The 15,240-nt window shown below is 71.0% G+C and carries 14 protein-coding genes; 8 read left to right on the forward strand and 6 right to left on the reverse strand.

The annotated features are described in order from the left end of the window. Positions 1–488 precede the first annotated feature (488 nt). A complete protein-coding gene (locus ACIOJD_RS04215) occupies positions 489–3,785 on the forward strand; it encodes a tetratricopeptide repeat protein (protein WP_401908135.1) in 3,297 nt (1,098 codons plus the stop codon). A gap of 82 nt (positions 3,786–3,867) precedes the next feature. Here ACIOJD_RS04215 and ACIOJD_RS04220 read toward each other — a convergent pair whose 3' ends face one another. Together ACIOJD_RS04220 and mca are read right to left on the reverse strand one after the other, a co-directional pair. Further along, positions 3,868–4,098: a hypothetical protein gene (locus ACIOJD_RS04220; RefSeq protein ID WP_401908137.1), complete on the reverse strand. Its 231-nt coding sequence runs from the start codon at positions 4,096–4,098 to the stop codon at positions 3,868–3,870. Position 4,099: 1 nt separating this feature from the next. Continuing rightward, positions 4,100–4,981 carry a mycothiol conjugate amidase Mca gene (mca, locus tag ACIOJD_RS04225; protein WP_401908138.1) on the reverse strand — a complete coding sequence of 294 codons (882 nt, stop codon included), beginning with the start codon at positions 4,979–4,981 and terminating at the stop codon, positions 4,100–4,102. 98 nt (positions 4,982–5,079) lie between these two features. Here mca and ACIOJD_RS04230 point away from each other — a divergent pair, with 98 nt between their 5' ends. Both ACIOJD_RS04230 and greA read left to right on the forward strand, forming a co-directional pair. After that, positions 5,080–5,481 carry a DUF4307 domain-containing protein gene (locus ACIOJD_RS04230; protein WP_401908140.1) on the forward strand — a complete coding sequence of 134 codons (402 nt, stop codon included), beginning with the start codon at positions 5,080–5,082 and terminating at the stop codon, positions 5,479–5,481. Between the two features lie 308 nt (positions 5,482–5,789). After that, entirely contained in the window at positions 5,790–6,287 is a 498-nt protein-coding gene (gene greA, locus ACIOJD_RS04235; RefSeq protein ID WP_401908141.1) for a transcription elongation factor GreA, read from the forward strand. 101 nt (positions 6,288–6,388) lie between these two features. Here greA and ACIOJD_RS04240 read toward each other — a convergent pair whose 3' ends face one another. The 3 genes from ACIOJD_RS04240 to ilvA all read right to left on the reverse strand — a co-directional run bounded on the left by ACIOJD_RS04240 (position 6,389) and on the right by ilvA (position 9,884). Further along, positions 6,389–7,183 (reverse strand): ABC transporter permease, encoded by a 795-nt coding sequence (locus tag ACIOJD_RS04240; RefSeq protein WP_401908960.1) that lies wholly within the window; start codon positions 7,181–7,183, stop codon positions 6,389–6,391. Between the two features lie 59 nt (positions 7,184–7,242). Beyond that, entirely contained in the window at positions 7,243–8,244 is a 1,002-nt protein-coding gene (locus ACIOJD_RS04245; protein WP_401908143.1) for an ATP-binding cassette domain-containing protein, read from the reverse strand. Between the two features lie 407 nt (positions 8,245–8,651). After that, entirely contained in the window at positions 8,652–9,884 is a 1,233-nt protein-coding gene (gene ilvA, locus ACIOJD_RS04250; protein ID WP_401908144.1) for a threonine ammonia-lyase, read from the reverse strand. A gap of 274 nt (positions 9,885–10,158) precedes the next feature. Between ilvA and ACIOJD_RS04255 the strand changes: the two genes are divergently transcribed. From ACIOJD_RS04255 to ACIOJD_RS04265, 3 genes are all read left to right on the forward strand, one after another. Continuing rightward, positions 10,159–10,755, forward strand: coding sequence for a MarR family winged helix-turn-helix transcriptional regulator (locus ACIOJD_RS04255; protein ID WP_401908146.1), 597 nt, complete (start codon positions 10,159–10,161; stop codon positions 10,753–10,755). Between the two features lie 411 nt (positions 10,756–11,166). Beyond that, positions 11,167–11,664 (forward strand): sigma factor-like helix-turn-helix DNA-binding protein, encoded by a 498-nt coding sequence (locus tag ACIOJD_RS04260; RefSeq protein WP_401908962.1) that lies wholly within the window; start codon positions 11,167–11,169, stop codon positions 11,662–11,664. Then, complete coding sequence (locus ACIOJD_RS04265) at positions 11,661–11,915, forward strand: hypothetical protein (protein WP_401908148.1); 255 nt, start codon at positions 11,661–11,663, stop codon at positions 11,913–11,915. The genes ACIOJD_RS04260 and ACIOJD_RS04265 overlap by 4 nt, the downstream gene beginning before the upstream one ends. Before the next feature lie 51 nt (positions 11,916–11,966). Here the strand turns inward: ACIOJD_RS04265 and ACIOJD_RS04270 are convergent, their stop codons facing one another. Further along, entirely contained in the window at positions 11,967–13,127 is a 1,161-nt protein-coding gene (locus ACIOJD_RS04270; RefSeq protein ID WP_401908149.1) for a cystathionine gamma-synthase, read from the reverse strand. Between the two features lie 216 nt (positions 13,128–13,343). Here ACIOJD_RS04270 and ACIOJD_RS04275 point away from each other — a divergent pair, with 216 nt between their 5' ends. After that, the gene (locus ACIOJD_RS04275; RefSeq protein WP_401908151.1) at positions 13,344–14,447 is read left to right on the forward strand and encodes a hypothetical protein; all 1,104 of its coding nucleotides are present in this window, start codon (positions 13,344–13,346) and stop codon (positions 14,445–14,447) included. A 114-nt stretch (positions 14,448–14,561) separates the two neighbouring features. Further along, positions 14,562–15,227: a peptide-methionine (S)-S-oxide reductase MsrA gene (gene msrA, locus ACIOJD_RS04280; RefSeq protein ID WP_401908153.1), complete on the forward strand. Its 666-nt coding sequence runs from the start codon at positions 14,562–14,564 to the stop codon at positions 15,225–15,227. Positions 15,228–15,240 lie beyond the last annotated feature (13 nt).

Raw genomic sequence — 15,240 nt, forward strand, 5'->3', positions numbered from 1 at the left:
CTCGAACACGAGTTGATTTTCTGCAAGCCCTTGCCTGTGATCACACAATCACTGGGGTGCGGTAGTCGTCAATGCCGTACGGACCGTCAAGCCCTTCCCAAATTCAGGCCAGTTGACCACGATGCCGTTATGGGTGTTCGTTTTGGTTCGGTTACCTTCGGTTCGGTTCGCCGTACGACCCGGTTTACGGACTCAGTTCCCGTACGAGCGGATTGCACGAACAGCGGAATCCGTCGGTGAAAGGGGTAACCGCGCTATATCGGAGGGTGTGGACCGAGACGTCCCGCACGGTGAGTGCTTCGGCCGGGCGCGGCAGCCGCTCGTCGGTGACGGCTTCGCCCGGACCGGGCGCGTGACCCCCGTCGCGCGGCCCGTCGGGCAGTCGGCTCCCTCGCGCTCACGCCCCGCGCGCAGGACAATGTGCTCACCCGAAACACGCGAACGAACCACGCGAACGAACCACCCGAAGCTCTCGGAGGGGGACGCACATGCGGGAAAGCCACCGGGCCGAGGCCGAGAGGCTGTTGGTACGCGCCGTCGAGGAAGAGGTACGGCGTACCGGCGGGCGGACCGAGGGCAGCGCGCTGCTGGCGCGCGGGCGGGGAGCCCTGGCCGCGATGGCGGCCGGCGCGAGCGAGGAGTACGACGCCTATGTACGGGCGCTGGACGCGGCACGGGCCGAGGAGCGGCCCCTGTCCGAGCGGTTCAGCAGGCAGTCCCTCGCAACGCCCGCGCTGGTGACGGTCGTTGCCGCCGCCGCGGCGGTCGGCGCGGATGTCGCGCTGGGTACGGCCTCGGGCGTCGCGTTCGGTGCCGGGGCCGTCGTCGCTCTCGCCGGGGCCGCGGCCACCGTCGTCAAGGTGACCGCCTCCCACTGGCCGGCCGCCCATCACCGGGCAGGCGCGGCCGGACAGCCCGGCGGGACCGAACAGTTGAGGCTCCAGTGGCTGACGGCGCTGGAGGTACGGGGCATCCGCCCGTTCCTCGACCAGCAACGGGTGCTGACGTCCGCGACCCGCCGCACCACGAAGCAGCCCACGGTCGAGCCCCGGCTCCGGGGCGGCGACCGCAGCGCGGCGGCGCGTCGGCGCACCGTACTCGAGCAGTCGTTCGGTCATCTGCCGGAGCAGCACGGGCCGTTCGCGGGCCGTCGCGCCGAGCTGGCGCGGATCGCGCGGTGGGTGCACGCGGCCCGCGCGTCGACGGAGACGAAGCCGACGGTCGTCGTGCTGCACGGCGAACCGGGCTCCGGCCGTACGACACTGGCCGTACGGGCGGCGCATCAGCTCAAGGACCAGTTCCGGGGCGCGTGCGTCGTTGATCTGCGCGGCGGCGGCGCGGGCGAACCGCCGCTGTCGACCCGGGACGCGCTGCTGCACCTGCTGAACCGGCTGGGCGCGCCGCGCGAGCAACTGCTGTTCCGCGAGGGGGCGTCCCCCGAGCAGCAGGTACGGCGGCTGAGCGAGCTGTACCACCAGCATCTGACGGGCCTTCCGGTGACGGTCGTCCTGGACGACGCCTCCGATCCCGAGCAGGTACGGGCGCTGGTGCCGAACCGGTCGGACAGCCTGGTGCTGGTGACGGCGCGCGGGCCCGTCGAACTGCCCGAGGGCGTACCGGCCTGGGTGCACCAGCTGCCGGTGGAGGCGCTGGACAGCGCGGGCGCGGAGGAGCTGCTGCGGGCGGCGGCGGCCACGGCGGGGACCTCCGCGCTGCCGACCGGGACCCCGGCGGCCGGGGAGCCGGGGGGCGCCTCATCGCAGCCCGGCGACATCCCCTACGACGCCCAATCGACCGAGCGGATAAGGGAGTTGTGCGGCGGGCTGCCGCTCGCCCTGCGGATCGCGGGGTCCTCGCCGGGCACCCGTACCCCGCACGAGCTGGCCTCGGACCTCTCCGCTTACGGCCCGGTGGAGCCCGTGGAGCGGGCCCTGTGGCTGCGCTACACCGACCAGAGCGAGGCGGCGCGCCGCCTGCTGCGCCGTCTCGCGCTCGCCGGGCACGCCTCCCTGGGTGCGGCTGCCGCCGCCGCGCTGCTGGAGACGGACGAGCAGGAGGCCGGACCGCTGCTGGCGGCGCTGTCACGCGCGGGCCTGATCGACCACGTACGGGCCAGCCGTTACCGGCTGCACGACGTCGTACGCGCCTTCGCGCAGGCCCGCCTGCTGGACGAGGAGACGGCGGCGGACCGTACGGCCGCGCAGGAGCGGCTGATCCGGAACTACGGCGAGCTGGCCGACTCCGTGATCCGGATGGTCGACGGCAGGACCTCGACCCGCGCGGACCTGTTCAGGAGCGCGGCGGGCGCGCACGGTTTCTCCTCGCTGGACTCCGCGCTGCGCTGGCTGGACGAGGAGTCGAGCTTCATCACGGCCGCGCTGCGGCACGCGGAGGGCGTCGACCAGCGGACCGTACTGAACCTGCTGGGCGCGCTGTGCGACTACTGCCTGCTGCGCGGTGACCTCTACCGGCTGGGCGAGATCAGCGAGTTGACCCAGGCCGTGGACCAGGGGCTGCTGGTCCGCTCCGTCCAGTGGCGTACGGGCATCGCGGCCCGGCAGCTCGGCGAGCTGGACAAGGCGCGGACAACCCTGACCTCGGTGGTCGGTCTCTACCGGGAGGCGCAGCAGGACGCGGGGACGGCCCGCGCGCTCTGCTCACTGGGCATCACCCTGCACCACCAGGGCAATCTGACCGAGGCGGCGGCGAAGCTGCGCGAGGCGCTGGAGCTCCAGACGACCGAGGAGACGGCCGGTGACCGGGGATGGACGCTGCACGCGCTGGCCGCCGTGGAGCGCGACCGGGGCGCGGTCGCGGAGGCGGGCGCCCTGCTCACCACGGCGCTCGCGCTGCACCGCGAGAACGAGTCGGTGCACGGTGAGGCCTGGACGCACTTCCAGCTGGGCCAGCTGTATCTGCGCCGGGGCGACGCGGCGCGGGCGGAGGGCGAGCTGCGCGCGGCGCTCGATCTGTACGGCAGGACCCGCGACGGCCGAGGTGAGGCCTGGGCGCTGACCCAGCTGGCGCGCACACGGCTGGTGGACGGCGAACCGGACCCGGCCGTAGAGCAGCTGCGCGAGGCGCTCTCCCGCCACCGGGACAACGAGGACGCGCGCGGCGAGGCCTGGACGCGCTACTACCTGGGCCAGGCGCTGGAGGAGTCGGGCGAGCTGGACCAGGCGGTACGGGAGCTGGAGCGGGCGCGCACGATGTTCTCCCGGATGCGCGACGTGTACGGCCTGGCCTGCGCGCGGCACCATTCGGGCCGGGTCACCCGCGACCAGCGCGCCGCCCGCACCGGCAACCTCCGCAACTCGGGCTTCGCCCGCCAGCTGCTGGTGGACGCCCGCGCGGACTTCCGCCGGATCGGCGTGGCCCACGGCGAGGCCTGGACCTGTCTCGAACTCGCCCTCATCGACGCGGGCAACAACAAGCCGGGCCCGGCGCTCCAGCTGTGCGACGAGGCGACGGCGCTCTTCGTCTCGTACGACGACCTTCGCGGCGCCGACTGGTCCCGCTTCCTGCGCTGCACCCTGCTGCCGTACGCCTCGGCGGGCGGCGTCGAGGTGGGCTCGGTGGTGGCGGAACAGGAACTGTCGGATCTCACCGTCGCCCGCCACGAGGCGCGCGACGGCAGGCTGGAGGAGTGCGTCTCGGCGTTCGCGGTGATGCTGAGCCGGGGCGTCGCGCTGGAGGACGGCTGGCGGGCCTGGCAGCTGGGCATGGTTCCGAACCGGCACGCGCGGGAGGTCATGGGCGTACCGGTGGGGGCGACGCGCACCTGACACTCCCCGGCCGCCCCGCTCGGGAGGGGGCGGCCGGGGTGCGGGCAGCGTGCCGCGCTACTCGTTCCGGGAAGCCTGCTCGCTACTCGTTCGGGGAAGCCTGCTTCGGCGTCGACGGGGCCGCCGAAGCCGGGGCCGGGGACTCCTTGAAGTCGACCTTGCCCATGTGGCGGTTCATCGACTTCATCAGCAGCCACACGGCGCCCGCCATCACCGCGAACACGATGAACCCGAGAACGCCGGGCGTCACCTTGTTCTGGTCGAGCTCCTGGGCGAGGGGAACCGCGTACGTCATTGCCTGGGTCGCATACATATCAGGCATTCTCTCGGATGCCCGCGAAGAGGTCGCTCTCGGGGAGGGACGTATCGACGAGGGACTTCGCCAGCTCGTACTCCTCCGTCGGCCAGACCTCCCGCTGGACGTCCATCGGGATCCGGAACCAGCCCCCGTCCGGGTCGATCTGCGTGGCGTGCGCGATCAGCGCCTTGTCACGGATCTCGAAGAAGTCCGCGCAGGGAATGTGCGTGGTCAGCGTCCGCTCGACCCGCTCGAACTCCTTCCACCGCTCCAGCCACTCCCCGTACGGGGACTCCAGACCGCGCGCCAGCAGCGCCTCGTGCAGCGCGACCGTACGTGGCCGGTTGAAGCCCTGGTTGTAGTAGAGCTTCTCCGGCTGCCAGACCGGCCCGAACTCGTCCTCCGGGTACTTCTCCTTGTCCGCCGCCGACTCGAACGCCACCATCGAGATCTTGTGGGTCATGATGTGGTCGGGGTGCGGATATCCGCCGTTCTCGTCGTACGTCGTGATGACCTGCGGCCTGAACGCACGGATGGACCGTACGAGCCGGCCGGCCGCCTCGTCGATGTCCGCCAGCGCGAAGCAGCCCGGGGGCAGCGGCGGCAGCGGATCGCCCTCCGGCAGCCCGGAGTCGACGTACCCGAGCCACTCCTGCTCGACGCCGAGGATCTCGCGAGCCTCGTCCATCTCCTTCTTGCGGACCTCGTGGATGTGCTCCTCGATATAGGGGTCACCCTGGAGCCTCGGGTTGAGGATGGAGCCGCGCTCGCCTCCCGTGCAGGTCACGACCAGCACGTCCACCCCCTCGGACACGTACTTGGCCATCGTGGCCGCACCCTTGCTCGACTCGTCGTCGGGGTGGGCGTGCACGGCCATGAGTCGCAGCTGCTCAGTCAAGACTCGATCCTCAGTGATTTGTCGCATCAGACGGCTTCTATAGTGACGGATATCGGGGGGCGGAAATTCCGCGCTGCCCGACTCCGGAGGGAACGATCATGGCCGTGGTGCGCGAGGAGCTTCCCCCGGGCCGCTACGGCCGCTCGGCGGACCAGCACGCGGACCACAAGCTCAAGATCGTGGGCGCGGTGCTCGGCGTCGCGCTGCTCGGCCTGCTCTGCTGGTTCGGCTATCACTACGTGGTCGACCGGAGTGTCTCCGGAGAGCTCATCAAGTTCAAGCGGATTTCCGCGACCTCTGTCGAGGCGCATCTGGAGGTCCGCAAGGACCGGGACGCCACCGGCAGCTGTACGCTGCGCTCCCTCGCGGAGAGCGGCGCCGAGGTGGGCCGCAAGGACGTCCGGTTCGGCGCGGGCGAGACGCGGATCGACCGGGTCGTCACCGTACGTACGACGGAGAGCGCGACCAGCACCGAGCTGATGAGCTGTACGCAGGACTGACGGCGGACCGTCCCCCGCTGGTCTCGGACCGGCCTCCGGCCGATCCCCCGGCCGACCGTCGGCCCGCCTCCGGCCGGTCTTCCGGCGCGCACCGCCTCCCGTGGACTCCGGATGTCCCCCGGGTTTCCCGTCCCGCCACCGGACCCGCCGTACGTCTTGGCGCTGACCTGCGGCGACGCAATTCTGACGGCAATTGTCCTCCCCCTCGCGCCACGAAATTGTTAGGCTCGTGGTTTCGCCCTCACGAGAAGGCACATCCTTCTGAGTAGGGCGTTGCTTTGTATTCCCGGTACCTACGAGGAGCACCTGTGACCCAGACCAGCGAGAACGTCACCTGGCTCACCCAGGAGGCGTACAACCAGCTCAAGGCCGAGCTGGACTACCTGTCTGGTCCCGCGCGCACGGAGATCTCTACGAAGATCGCGGCGGCCCGTGAGGAGGGCGACCTGCGGGAGAACGGCGGTTACCACGCGGCCAAGGAGGAGCAGGGCAAGCAGGAGCTCCGGGTACGCCAGCTGACCCAGCTCCTGGAGAACGCGAAGGTCGGCGAGGCTCCGAAGGCGAGCGGCGTGGTGGCCCCCGGCATGGTCGTGACGATCGCGTTCGACGGGGACGAGGACGACACCCTGGACTTCCTCCTGGCGTCGCGCGAGTACGCCAGCTCGGACATCGAGACCTACTCGCCGCAGTCCCCGCTGGGCAGCGGCGTGAACGGCAAGAAGATCGGCGAGGACGCGGAGTACGAACTGCCGAACGGCAAGAAGGCCTCCGTGAAGATCCTCGGCGCCAAGCCGTACCAGGGCTGAGCCCCGCTCTTCGGCCTCTGATGTCACAGTGGCCCCCGGCACGGATGCCGGGGGCCACTGTCGTACAGCCGTGGTGGTGCGCACCCCGTACGGACCGCTCCTCAGACCGTCGCCGAGCGGTACTTGCGCACCGAGAGCGTCCGGAACACCGCGATGATCACGATCGACCAGATCACCGAGGCCCACACCGGATGCACCATCGGCCAGGCCGGGGACGGCGAGACCCCGGGATTGCCGAACAGTACCCGGCAGGCCTGCACGGTGGCGCTGAACGGATTCCAGTCGGCGACGTGCCGCAGCCAGGGCGTCATCTGACTGGTGTCGACGAAGGCGTTGGAGATGAACGTCACCGGGAACAGCCAGATCAGCCCGCCCGAGGTGGCGGCCTCCGGCGTACGGACCGTGAGTCCGATCAGCGCGCCGATCCAGGAGAACGCGTACCCGAGCAGGAGCAGCAGCGCGAACGCGCCGAGCGCCTTGGGTACGCCCTCGTGGATCCGCCAGCCGACGAGCACGGCGACGACCGCGAGGACGACGACGGTGAGCGCGGTCTGGACGAGATCGGCGAGCGTACGGCCGGTGAGGACAGCACCGCGTGCCATGGGCAGCGAGCGGAACCGGTCGATGAGGCCCTTGTGCATGTCGTCGGCGATTCCCGCGCCCGCGCCCGCCGTGGCGAAGGTGACGGTCTGGGCGAAGATGCCGGCCATCAGGAAGTTGCGGTACACGTCGGCGCTGGTGCTGCCGCCGACCTTCAGTGAGCCGCCGAAGACGTAGCTGAACAGCACCACGAACATGATCGGCTGGATGAGCCCGAAGAGCACCACTTCGGGGATCCGGGTCATCCGGATCAGGTTGCGCTTGGCGACGACGAGCGAGTCGACGGCGGACTGCATGATCACGCCGCGCGGCCGGGGGGTCAGGGCCCCGGCGCTCCCGGTGGCTTCGCTGGCGGTCACTTGCCGGCCTCCTTCGTGAGCGGTACCGCGTCGTGTTCGTCCGGCTGGTCGGCGTCCTCGGCGGCGTGGCCGGTGAGCGAGATGAACACGTCGTCGAGGGTGGGGCGGCGCAGGCCGATGTCATCGATCTCGACGCCGCGTGTGTCCAGTTCCCTGATGACCTCGGCGAGCAGCTTGGCGCCGCCGGAGACCGGGACGGTCAGCTTGCGGGTGTGCTCGGCGACCGCGACCTCGCCGCCCTTGCCGAAGGCGGCCAGCACGGCGCGGGTGGGCTCGATCTGGTCGCGTTCGTGGACGACGACCTCGACGCGCTCGCCGCCCGTGCGGGCCTTGAGCTCGTCGGCGGTGCCACGGGCGATGACCTGGCCGTGGTCCACGACGCAGATGTCATGGGCCAGGTGGTCGGCCTCCTCCAGATACTGCGTCGTGAGCAGCAGGGTCGTTCCGCCGGCCACGAGGTCCTGGATGATCCCCCACAGCTGGAGGCGGTTGCGCGGGTCGAGGCCCGTCGTCGGCTCGTCCATGAACATCACCGGCGGGGAGACCACGAGCGCGGCGGCGAGGTCGAGGCGGCGGCGCATGCCGCCCGAGTAGGTCTTGGCGGTACGGTCCGCCGCGTCGGAGAGGTGGAAGCGCTCCAGCAGTTCGTCCGCGCGGGCCTTCGCGCCACGGGAACTCATCTGGTAGAGCCGCCCGACCATCCGGAGGTTCTCGCGGCCGGTCAGATACTCGTCGACCGCCGCGAACTGGCCGGAGAGGCCGATGGACCGGCGTACTTCGTTGGGGTGCTTGACGACGTCGATCCCGGCGACGACCGCTCGTCCGCTGTCGGGCTGGAGCAGCGTGGTCAGGACACGTACGGCAGTGGTCTTACCGGCGCCGTTGGGCCCGAGGAGCCCCAGGACGGTGCCCTCGGGGACATCGAGATCGACGCCGTCCAGAGCCCTTACATCGCCGAAGGTCTTCACCAGGCCTTCGGCGTAGATGGCACCTGGCATGTGGTTCTCCCAGCGTGGCTGTGGCTGTTGCTAGTGCTGTTGCTGTTGTTGCTGCTGCTGCTGACATTTGTGCCGCTGTCGGTGGTTTTACGATCATCCAGAGCTTAGGTTTGCCGACCCGCCCTCACCGGGCGAATACGAAAGCCCAGGGAAAGCCTGACAAATCCCCGGCAAAAGCTCAGCGAAAGACCTACCGTGACAAGCCAGAGCCGGACAATATCGCGATACATCGCGACTCACAAGACTTATGTGAGTTTTATGTGTGGTCTCGCGCAGGACGTACGCGAGGCACATGACAGGGCGTACAGGCATACGCGTACGCCGGAACCGACGGCCGTAGGTCCCGACCGACGGCCGTACGTCCGGACCGACGACTCAGCCCGTCAGCCCCTCAGCCCCTCAGCCCCTCAGCCCAGGATCGTGTAGCCCGCCTCGCGCAGCGCCGTCGCGACCTCCGTGCAGTGCACCGGGCCCTTCGTCTCCAGATGCAACTCCACGTCCGCCTCCGCCAGCCCGAGCCGGGGATCGGTCCGTACATGACTCACGTCGAGCACATTGGCGTCGGCCACCGACAGCACCTGGAGCATCGTCGCGAGCGCTCCCGGCCGGTCCGTCACCCGCAGCCGCAGACTCAGGTAGCGTCCGGCCGCCGACATGCCGTGCCGCAGGATCCGCTGCATCAGCACCGGGTCGACATTGCCGCCGGACAGCACCGCCACCACCGGACCGCGAAACGCCCCGGGATCGCTGAGCAGCGCGGCCACCGGGCTCGCGCCGGCCGGTTCCACGACCAGTTTCGCCCGCTCCAGGCAGAGCAGCAGCGCACTGGCCAACTCGTCCTCGGAGACCGTACGCACTTCGTCGACCAGCTCCCTGACCAGCTGGAACGGTACGTCGCCTGGGCGGCCCACCTTGATGCCGTCCGCCATCGTCTGCGGTGTCCCGGCCACCGTCACCGGCCGGCCCGCGTCCAGCGAGGGCGGGTACGCGGCGGCGCCCTCCGCCTGCACCCCGATCACCTGGACGTCGGGGCGTACGGTCTTCACCGCGAGGGCCACGCCCGCGATCAGTCCGCCGCCGCCGACGCCGACGAGGATCGTCCGTACCTCCGGGCACTGCTCCAGGATCTCCAGCCCGACCGTGCCCTGTCCGGCGATGATGTCCGGGTGGTCGAAGGGGTGGATGAAGACCGCGCCGGTGTCCCGCGCGTACTCCTGCGCGGCTGCCAGGGTCTCGTCCACCACCTGCCCGTGCAGCCGTACGTCGGCGCCGTAGTCGCGGGTCGCCGCGACCTTGGGCAGCGGCGCGCCGACCGGCATGAAGACCGTGGACCGTACGCCGAGGAGCGTGGAGGCGAGCGCGACGCCCTGCGCGTGGTTGCCGGCGCTGGCCGCGACGACCCCGGCCGCGCGTTCCTCCGGGGACAGGCCGGCGATCCGTACGTACGCGCCGCGCAGCTTGAAGGAACCGGTCCGCTGAAGGTTCTCGCACTTGAAGTGGACCGGGGAGCCAACCAGCTGCGTCAGGTATCTGCTCCCCTCCATCGCGGTCATCCGCGCCACTCCGGAGAGCATCTTCCGCGCCCCACGGATGTCATCGAGGATCAAGGGATGCGTGGGGCGGGAGGTGCCGAAGCTCATGTACGCCAGTCTCGCAGCTCGCCGCCGGGAAGGCGCTCGGTGTCCATACCTGGAGTTCAGGCGGGGGTTCACGGGCGGGAAGCGGGTGTTCACGCCGGTGTTTCGCGCCGGGCGTGCGCGCTCGGCGCGAAACACCGGCACCTGTGCCCCACCGAGTCGGCGCGCGTGCCCGTCCGTCGGTTTTCACAGGTTTGCCCAGCGCCGGTACGGGCAAGGGCGGGGCCGCGTACGCTGGTCCCCCATCAACCGGCCCCCGCACGAGAGAGCCCCAGCCATGCCCCCCATTCAGGACATGACTTCCGCTGCGTCGGTCTCCCGGGAGAGGCCTGCCGAATCCTCGGACAGCGCCGGCCTCCTCGATGCCCTCCAGCACCAGGTGGCCGTCTTCGCCCGGCGGGCGGAGCAGACGCGGCTCGGCGGTGTCGGCCAGGTCCGCAACACGATGGACCGCGCCGCCTATCTGCTGCTCAACCGCCTCGACCAGGAGGGCCCGATGGGTGTCAAAGCCCTGGCCGCCGGTATGGGCATCGACTCCTCGACCGTCACCCGCCAGGTCGCGCCCCTCGTCGACACCGGTCTGGTCAAGCGGACGTCGCACCCGGAGGACGGCCGCGCGGTCGTCCTCCAGGTGTCGGCGCGCGGGCTGGCCCGGCTCAACGAAGTCCGTTCGTCGCGACGCGAGTTGATGGCACAGGTCACCGGCGGCTGGACGGAGGAGGAGCGGGACTCCTTCACGACCCTGCTCACCCGCTTCAACGGCGCACTGGCGGCGCGGGCGGCGGCGGGCACGACGGGGGTCCCGTCCGGGGACGCGGAGCCCGGGACGGACGCGGGGACGGAAACAGGGACAGTCCCGGAAACCGATACGTAGCCGGAGCGGAAGTCTCACACCCTCCGGTCGAGCAGGCCTCATGCCCCGCGCCCGTAAGGAGCTGGGCATGAGGCGATGCCGCGCTTCGTCTCCGCCCCACTGACAGAAACGCAGACGCGGCTTGTCCGAGGCGTCCTGCAACCTCCGGGAAAGCGCGACATCACTCGCGTAGTGACATGGGACGGCACGGAGTCGAGTACGTCCCTGGCCTACGACATGCCGTTGACCGGCCGGAGTGGAGAGCCTGTCCCCTGGAGCCTGGTCGTCTCGCGGGCACACGATCCCTACTGCACGACAGTTCACGACTTCACTCACTGGCGACATCCACCGGTGAGGATGCGTGAGCGTGAGCAACTGGGTCTCGGGGACGCCCTCTTGACCCTCGCCGACTGACCGGCCTCAATGGAGATCGTGCGAGAGCGGCTGGCGGCCCGGGATCGCCGTCGCGCCCGGGAGTTCGAGGCGTTCGCCGCGGGCACGGCAGGCCGGCTGCTGCATGCGGCCACACTGCTGACGGGCGAACCGCCCGGCACCGCCCCGCGCGCCAGGCGTCTGCTGATCGTGGCCCTGGCCCGTACGTACGCGGACTGGGACCGCCTCGGCGACGACGACCCGTACGACCGCACCCGCCAGGAACTGGCCCTCCGCTTCGCTCACGGAGCCTGGTACGACCGAGCCCGGTACGTCCGCCGACGGCGGCGCCGGGCCACAGGTCCGTCCGGCATCCTCGCCCGGCTCGGGCCGCGGGAGCGGATCGTACTGGTGCTGCGCCTGTACGAGGGCGTGCCCGAGGAGCAGACGGCGGCGCTGGTCGGCCTCCCGGTGGAGCGGGTCCACGCGATCTGCGCCCGCGCGGTCACGACGATGCGGCGGCTCGCGGGTGAGCGTTCGCGGGAGGCCGGATCATGAACGGCCCCGACCGCAAACAGGCCGAGGTACGGCGGATGCTGAAGCAGGCGCGTCCGGCCGCCGTCCCCGCCGATCTCGTACCGCGCGCCACCGCGCTCGGCGTCCGGCTGATGCGCAGACGCCGGGCGGCACGACGGGCGTGGTGGACACTGCTGTTCGTCGCCGTATTCCTGTTCGGCCTCTGGGTGTCGCTCACGCAACCGTGGACCGTGCCGCCGACGGAGACGACGCCTCCGCTGGAGGACTGGTGACGAGGCCCGGCGGTGCCCGCACCGCCGGGCCTCGTCACCGTCGGCTTCCGCTCAGCCGAGCGCCTGTCGCAGATCCGCCAGCAGGTCGTCGCCCGACTCGATCCCCACGGAGAGCCTGACCAGGTCGGACGGCACCTCCAGCGCCGAGCCCGCCGCCGACGCGTGCGTCATCCGCCCGGGGTGCTCGATCAGGGACTCGACCCCGCCCAGGGACTCACCCAGCGTGAACAGCTTCGCGCGGTCGCACACCGCGACCGCCGCCTCCTCGCCGCCCGTGACCTGGAAGGAGACCATCCCGCCGAACGCCTTCATCTGCTTGACGGCGACCTCATGGCCCGCGTGTCCGGGCAGGCCCGGGTAGAAGACCTTGGACACCCGGGGGTGCTCGGCGAGCATCTCGGCGACGCGCGTCGCGTTCTCGCTGTGCCGGTCCATCCGGACGGCGAGCGTCTTGATGCCGCGCAGCACCAGCCACGCGTCGAAGGGACCGGCGATGGCCCCCATCGCGTTCTGGTGGAAGGTCAGTTCGTCCGCCAGCGCGGTGTCGTTGACGACCAGCGCGCCGCCCACCACGTCCGAGTGCCCGCCCATGTACTTCGTCGTCGAGTGCACGACCACGTCCGCGCCCAGCCCGAGCGGCTGCTGGAGATACGGGCTGGCGAAGGTGTTGTCGACGACGAGCTTCACCCCGGCCGTGCGCGCGATCCCGGCGAGGCTCGCGATGTCGGTGATGCCGAGAAGCGGGTTCGACGGGGTCTCGACCCAGATCGCCTTCGTCCGGGGGGTGAGCGCGGCCCGTACCGCCTCCGGGTCGGAGGTGTCGGCGACCGACCACTCCACACCCCAGCGGGAGACGACCTTGGCGAAGAGCCGGAAGGTGCCGCCGTAGGCGTCGTTCGGGATCACCACGTGGTCGCCGGGCGCCAGCAGCGTACGCAGCAGGCAGTCCTCGGCCGCGAGCCCCGAGGCGAAGGCGAGCCCGCGCCGCCCGCCTTCGAGGGCCGCGAGGTTCTCCTCCAGCGCGGTACGGGTGGGGTTGGCGCTGCGGCTGTACTCGTAACCGCCGCGCAGCCCGCCCACACCGTCCTGCTTGTACGTGGACACTTGGTAGATCGGCGGAACGACCGCGCCGGTAAGGGGATCCGCGGTGTTGCCCGCGTGAATGGCGAGGGTCTCGAAGTGGTGCTGCTCGGTGCTGTGCTGCTGACTCATGAGGCCCGAGGGTAGCGCCGGACGCCCTTCCCGCGCCGCGCTTGATCCAGGTCGGCCGTCCAGGACGGTCCCGGACCGTTCCTGTGCCCTTCCGACCGGACCGGACCGCACGGGATCGGACCGGACCGCCCAGGACCGGACCGCACGGGATCGGACCGGACCGCACGGTACCGGACCGGCGGACGGGGATTCCCCGGCGTCCGGGACAATGGCGCCATGGAGATTCTGTGGTTCCTGATCGCGATGGGCCTGCTGGCCGCGGTCGTCGTCCCGTACGTCAGGCGTCGCCGCGGCGGCATCCAGCTGGCCGCGCCCGGCTCACCCGATGCCGCCGACCCGGCCGCGTACGGCTTCGTACGGCAGGAGGAGCTGGACATGCGCCTGCCGGGGCCGGACCAGGACCTCCTCGACGTGCTCGATGTCGTACAGCACACCCAGGACTGGCGGGCCGCCGCGCAGTTGCTCGCCGGGACCGGCAAGGAGGGTGAGGTGCGCTGGCAGCGTGTGCAGGCGTTCGCGGGCGCGGCCTCGCTGGAGCTTCAGCAGCGGCCCGGCGTCGGCGGGGCATGGCTGCGGGCGTGGCGGTCGGAGTCGCCGAAGGACGCGGGCGGGGCGGCCGTGCACGCGGAGTTCCTGGTGCAGCAGGCGTGGCGGTCGTCGTCCGCCGGGACGGACGACTTCCGGATCATCCTGGAGGAGGCCCGTACGGTCTGCGGCGAGGCGGCGCTGCTGGCGCCCGGCGACCCGGTGCCGTACATCATCGAGCTGGCGGTGGGGCGCGGGCTCGGTTACGCGCACGAGGAGTTCGACCGGCTGTGGGCGAAGGTGATCGACCGCGCTCCGGCGCACATGGGGGCGCATCTGGCCGCGCTGCACTTCTGGTGCGAGAAGTGGCACGGCTCCCGCCAGGAGGCCGACCAGTTCGCGACGACGGCCGCCGCACGCGCCCCGCAGGGCTCGCTGCTGGCGGCGCTGCCGCTGTTCGCGGTGTACGAGCATCTGCCCGAGGTCAATCTGGTGCAGGGCTTCTACCAGGGCGCGGTGGTCACGAAGGCGGTGGAGGGCGCGCTCTTCGCGGTGCACGCCGCGCGCCCCGACGACCCGATGCTCGCGCACGTACGGCACCTGCTGGTGCTCTTCCTCGTACGGTCCGAACGCTGGGCGGAGGCCATGAACCAGCTGCTGCGGGTGGACGGCCACGTCGGAGCGCTGCCGTGGACGCACGACAGTGACCCGGCGGCGGAGTACGCGGTGTACCGGGCGCTGGCGGTGGCGGGGTACGAGGCGAACGGCGGGAGCCCGGCGACGCTGTCCCAGTAGCAGCGCCGGGGGCGGTGCGGGCCGGAACCGGTCCCTGTTCGGCGGGGCCCGCGGAATGTCCGGCACGATCCGTACGTTGTCCGGTCAGGACCCCACAGCCGAGGAGACCTGACCATGTTCCTGTCCCGCCGCACCCCCGAGCTCCCCACCCCGGACCAGGCCCTCCGCGGCCGCCCGGAGCCCGCGTTCCCGGTACCCGCCCGCCACACCGTCCTCGGCAACCCGCTCCTCGGCCCGTATCCGCGGGGCCTTGAGGTCGCCGATTTCGGCCTGGGCTGTTTCTGGGGCGCCGAGCGCACGTTCTGGCAGCGCGACGGCGTCTGGACGACCCTCGTCGGCTACCAGGGCGGCATCACCCCGAACCCGACGTACGAAGAGGTCTGCTCCGGCCGCACGGGCCACACGGAAGCGGTGCGCGTCGTCTTCGACCCGAAGGTCATCTCGTACAGCGAGCTGCTCAAGCTCTTCTGGGAGTCCCACAACCCCACCCAGGGCTTCCGCCAGGGCAACGACGTCGGCACCCAGTACCGCTCCGCGATCTACACCCACTCGCCGTCCCAGGCAGCGGAGGCGGAAGCCTCCCGCGCGTCCTACCAGCAGGTCCTGGCAGGCTCCGGCTACGGCACGATCAGCACGGAGATCCTCCCGGCCGAGGGCCGCGACTTCTACCCGGCGGAGGCGGCCCACCAGCAGTACCTGGACAAGAACCCGGCGGGCTACTGCGGCCTCGGCGGCACGGGCGTCTCGTGCCCGATCGGGGTGGCGAAGGCGGAGGGCTGACCGCCCGCGCAGT

Origin of the sequence: Streptomyces sp. NPDC088116, assembly GCF_044741745.1 — a bacterium.
GTDB lineage: Bacteria > Actinomycetota > Actinomycetes > Streptomycetales > Streptomycetaceae > Streptomyces.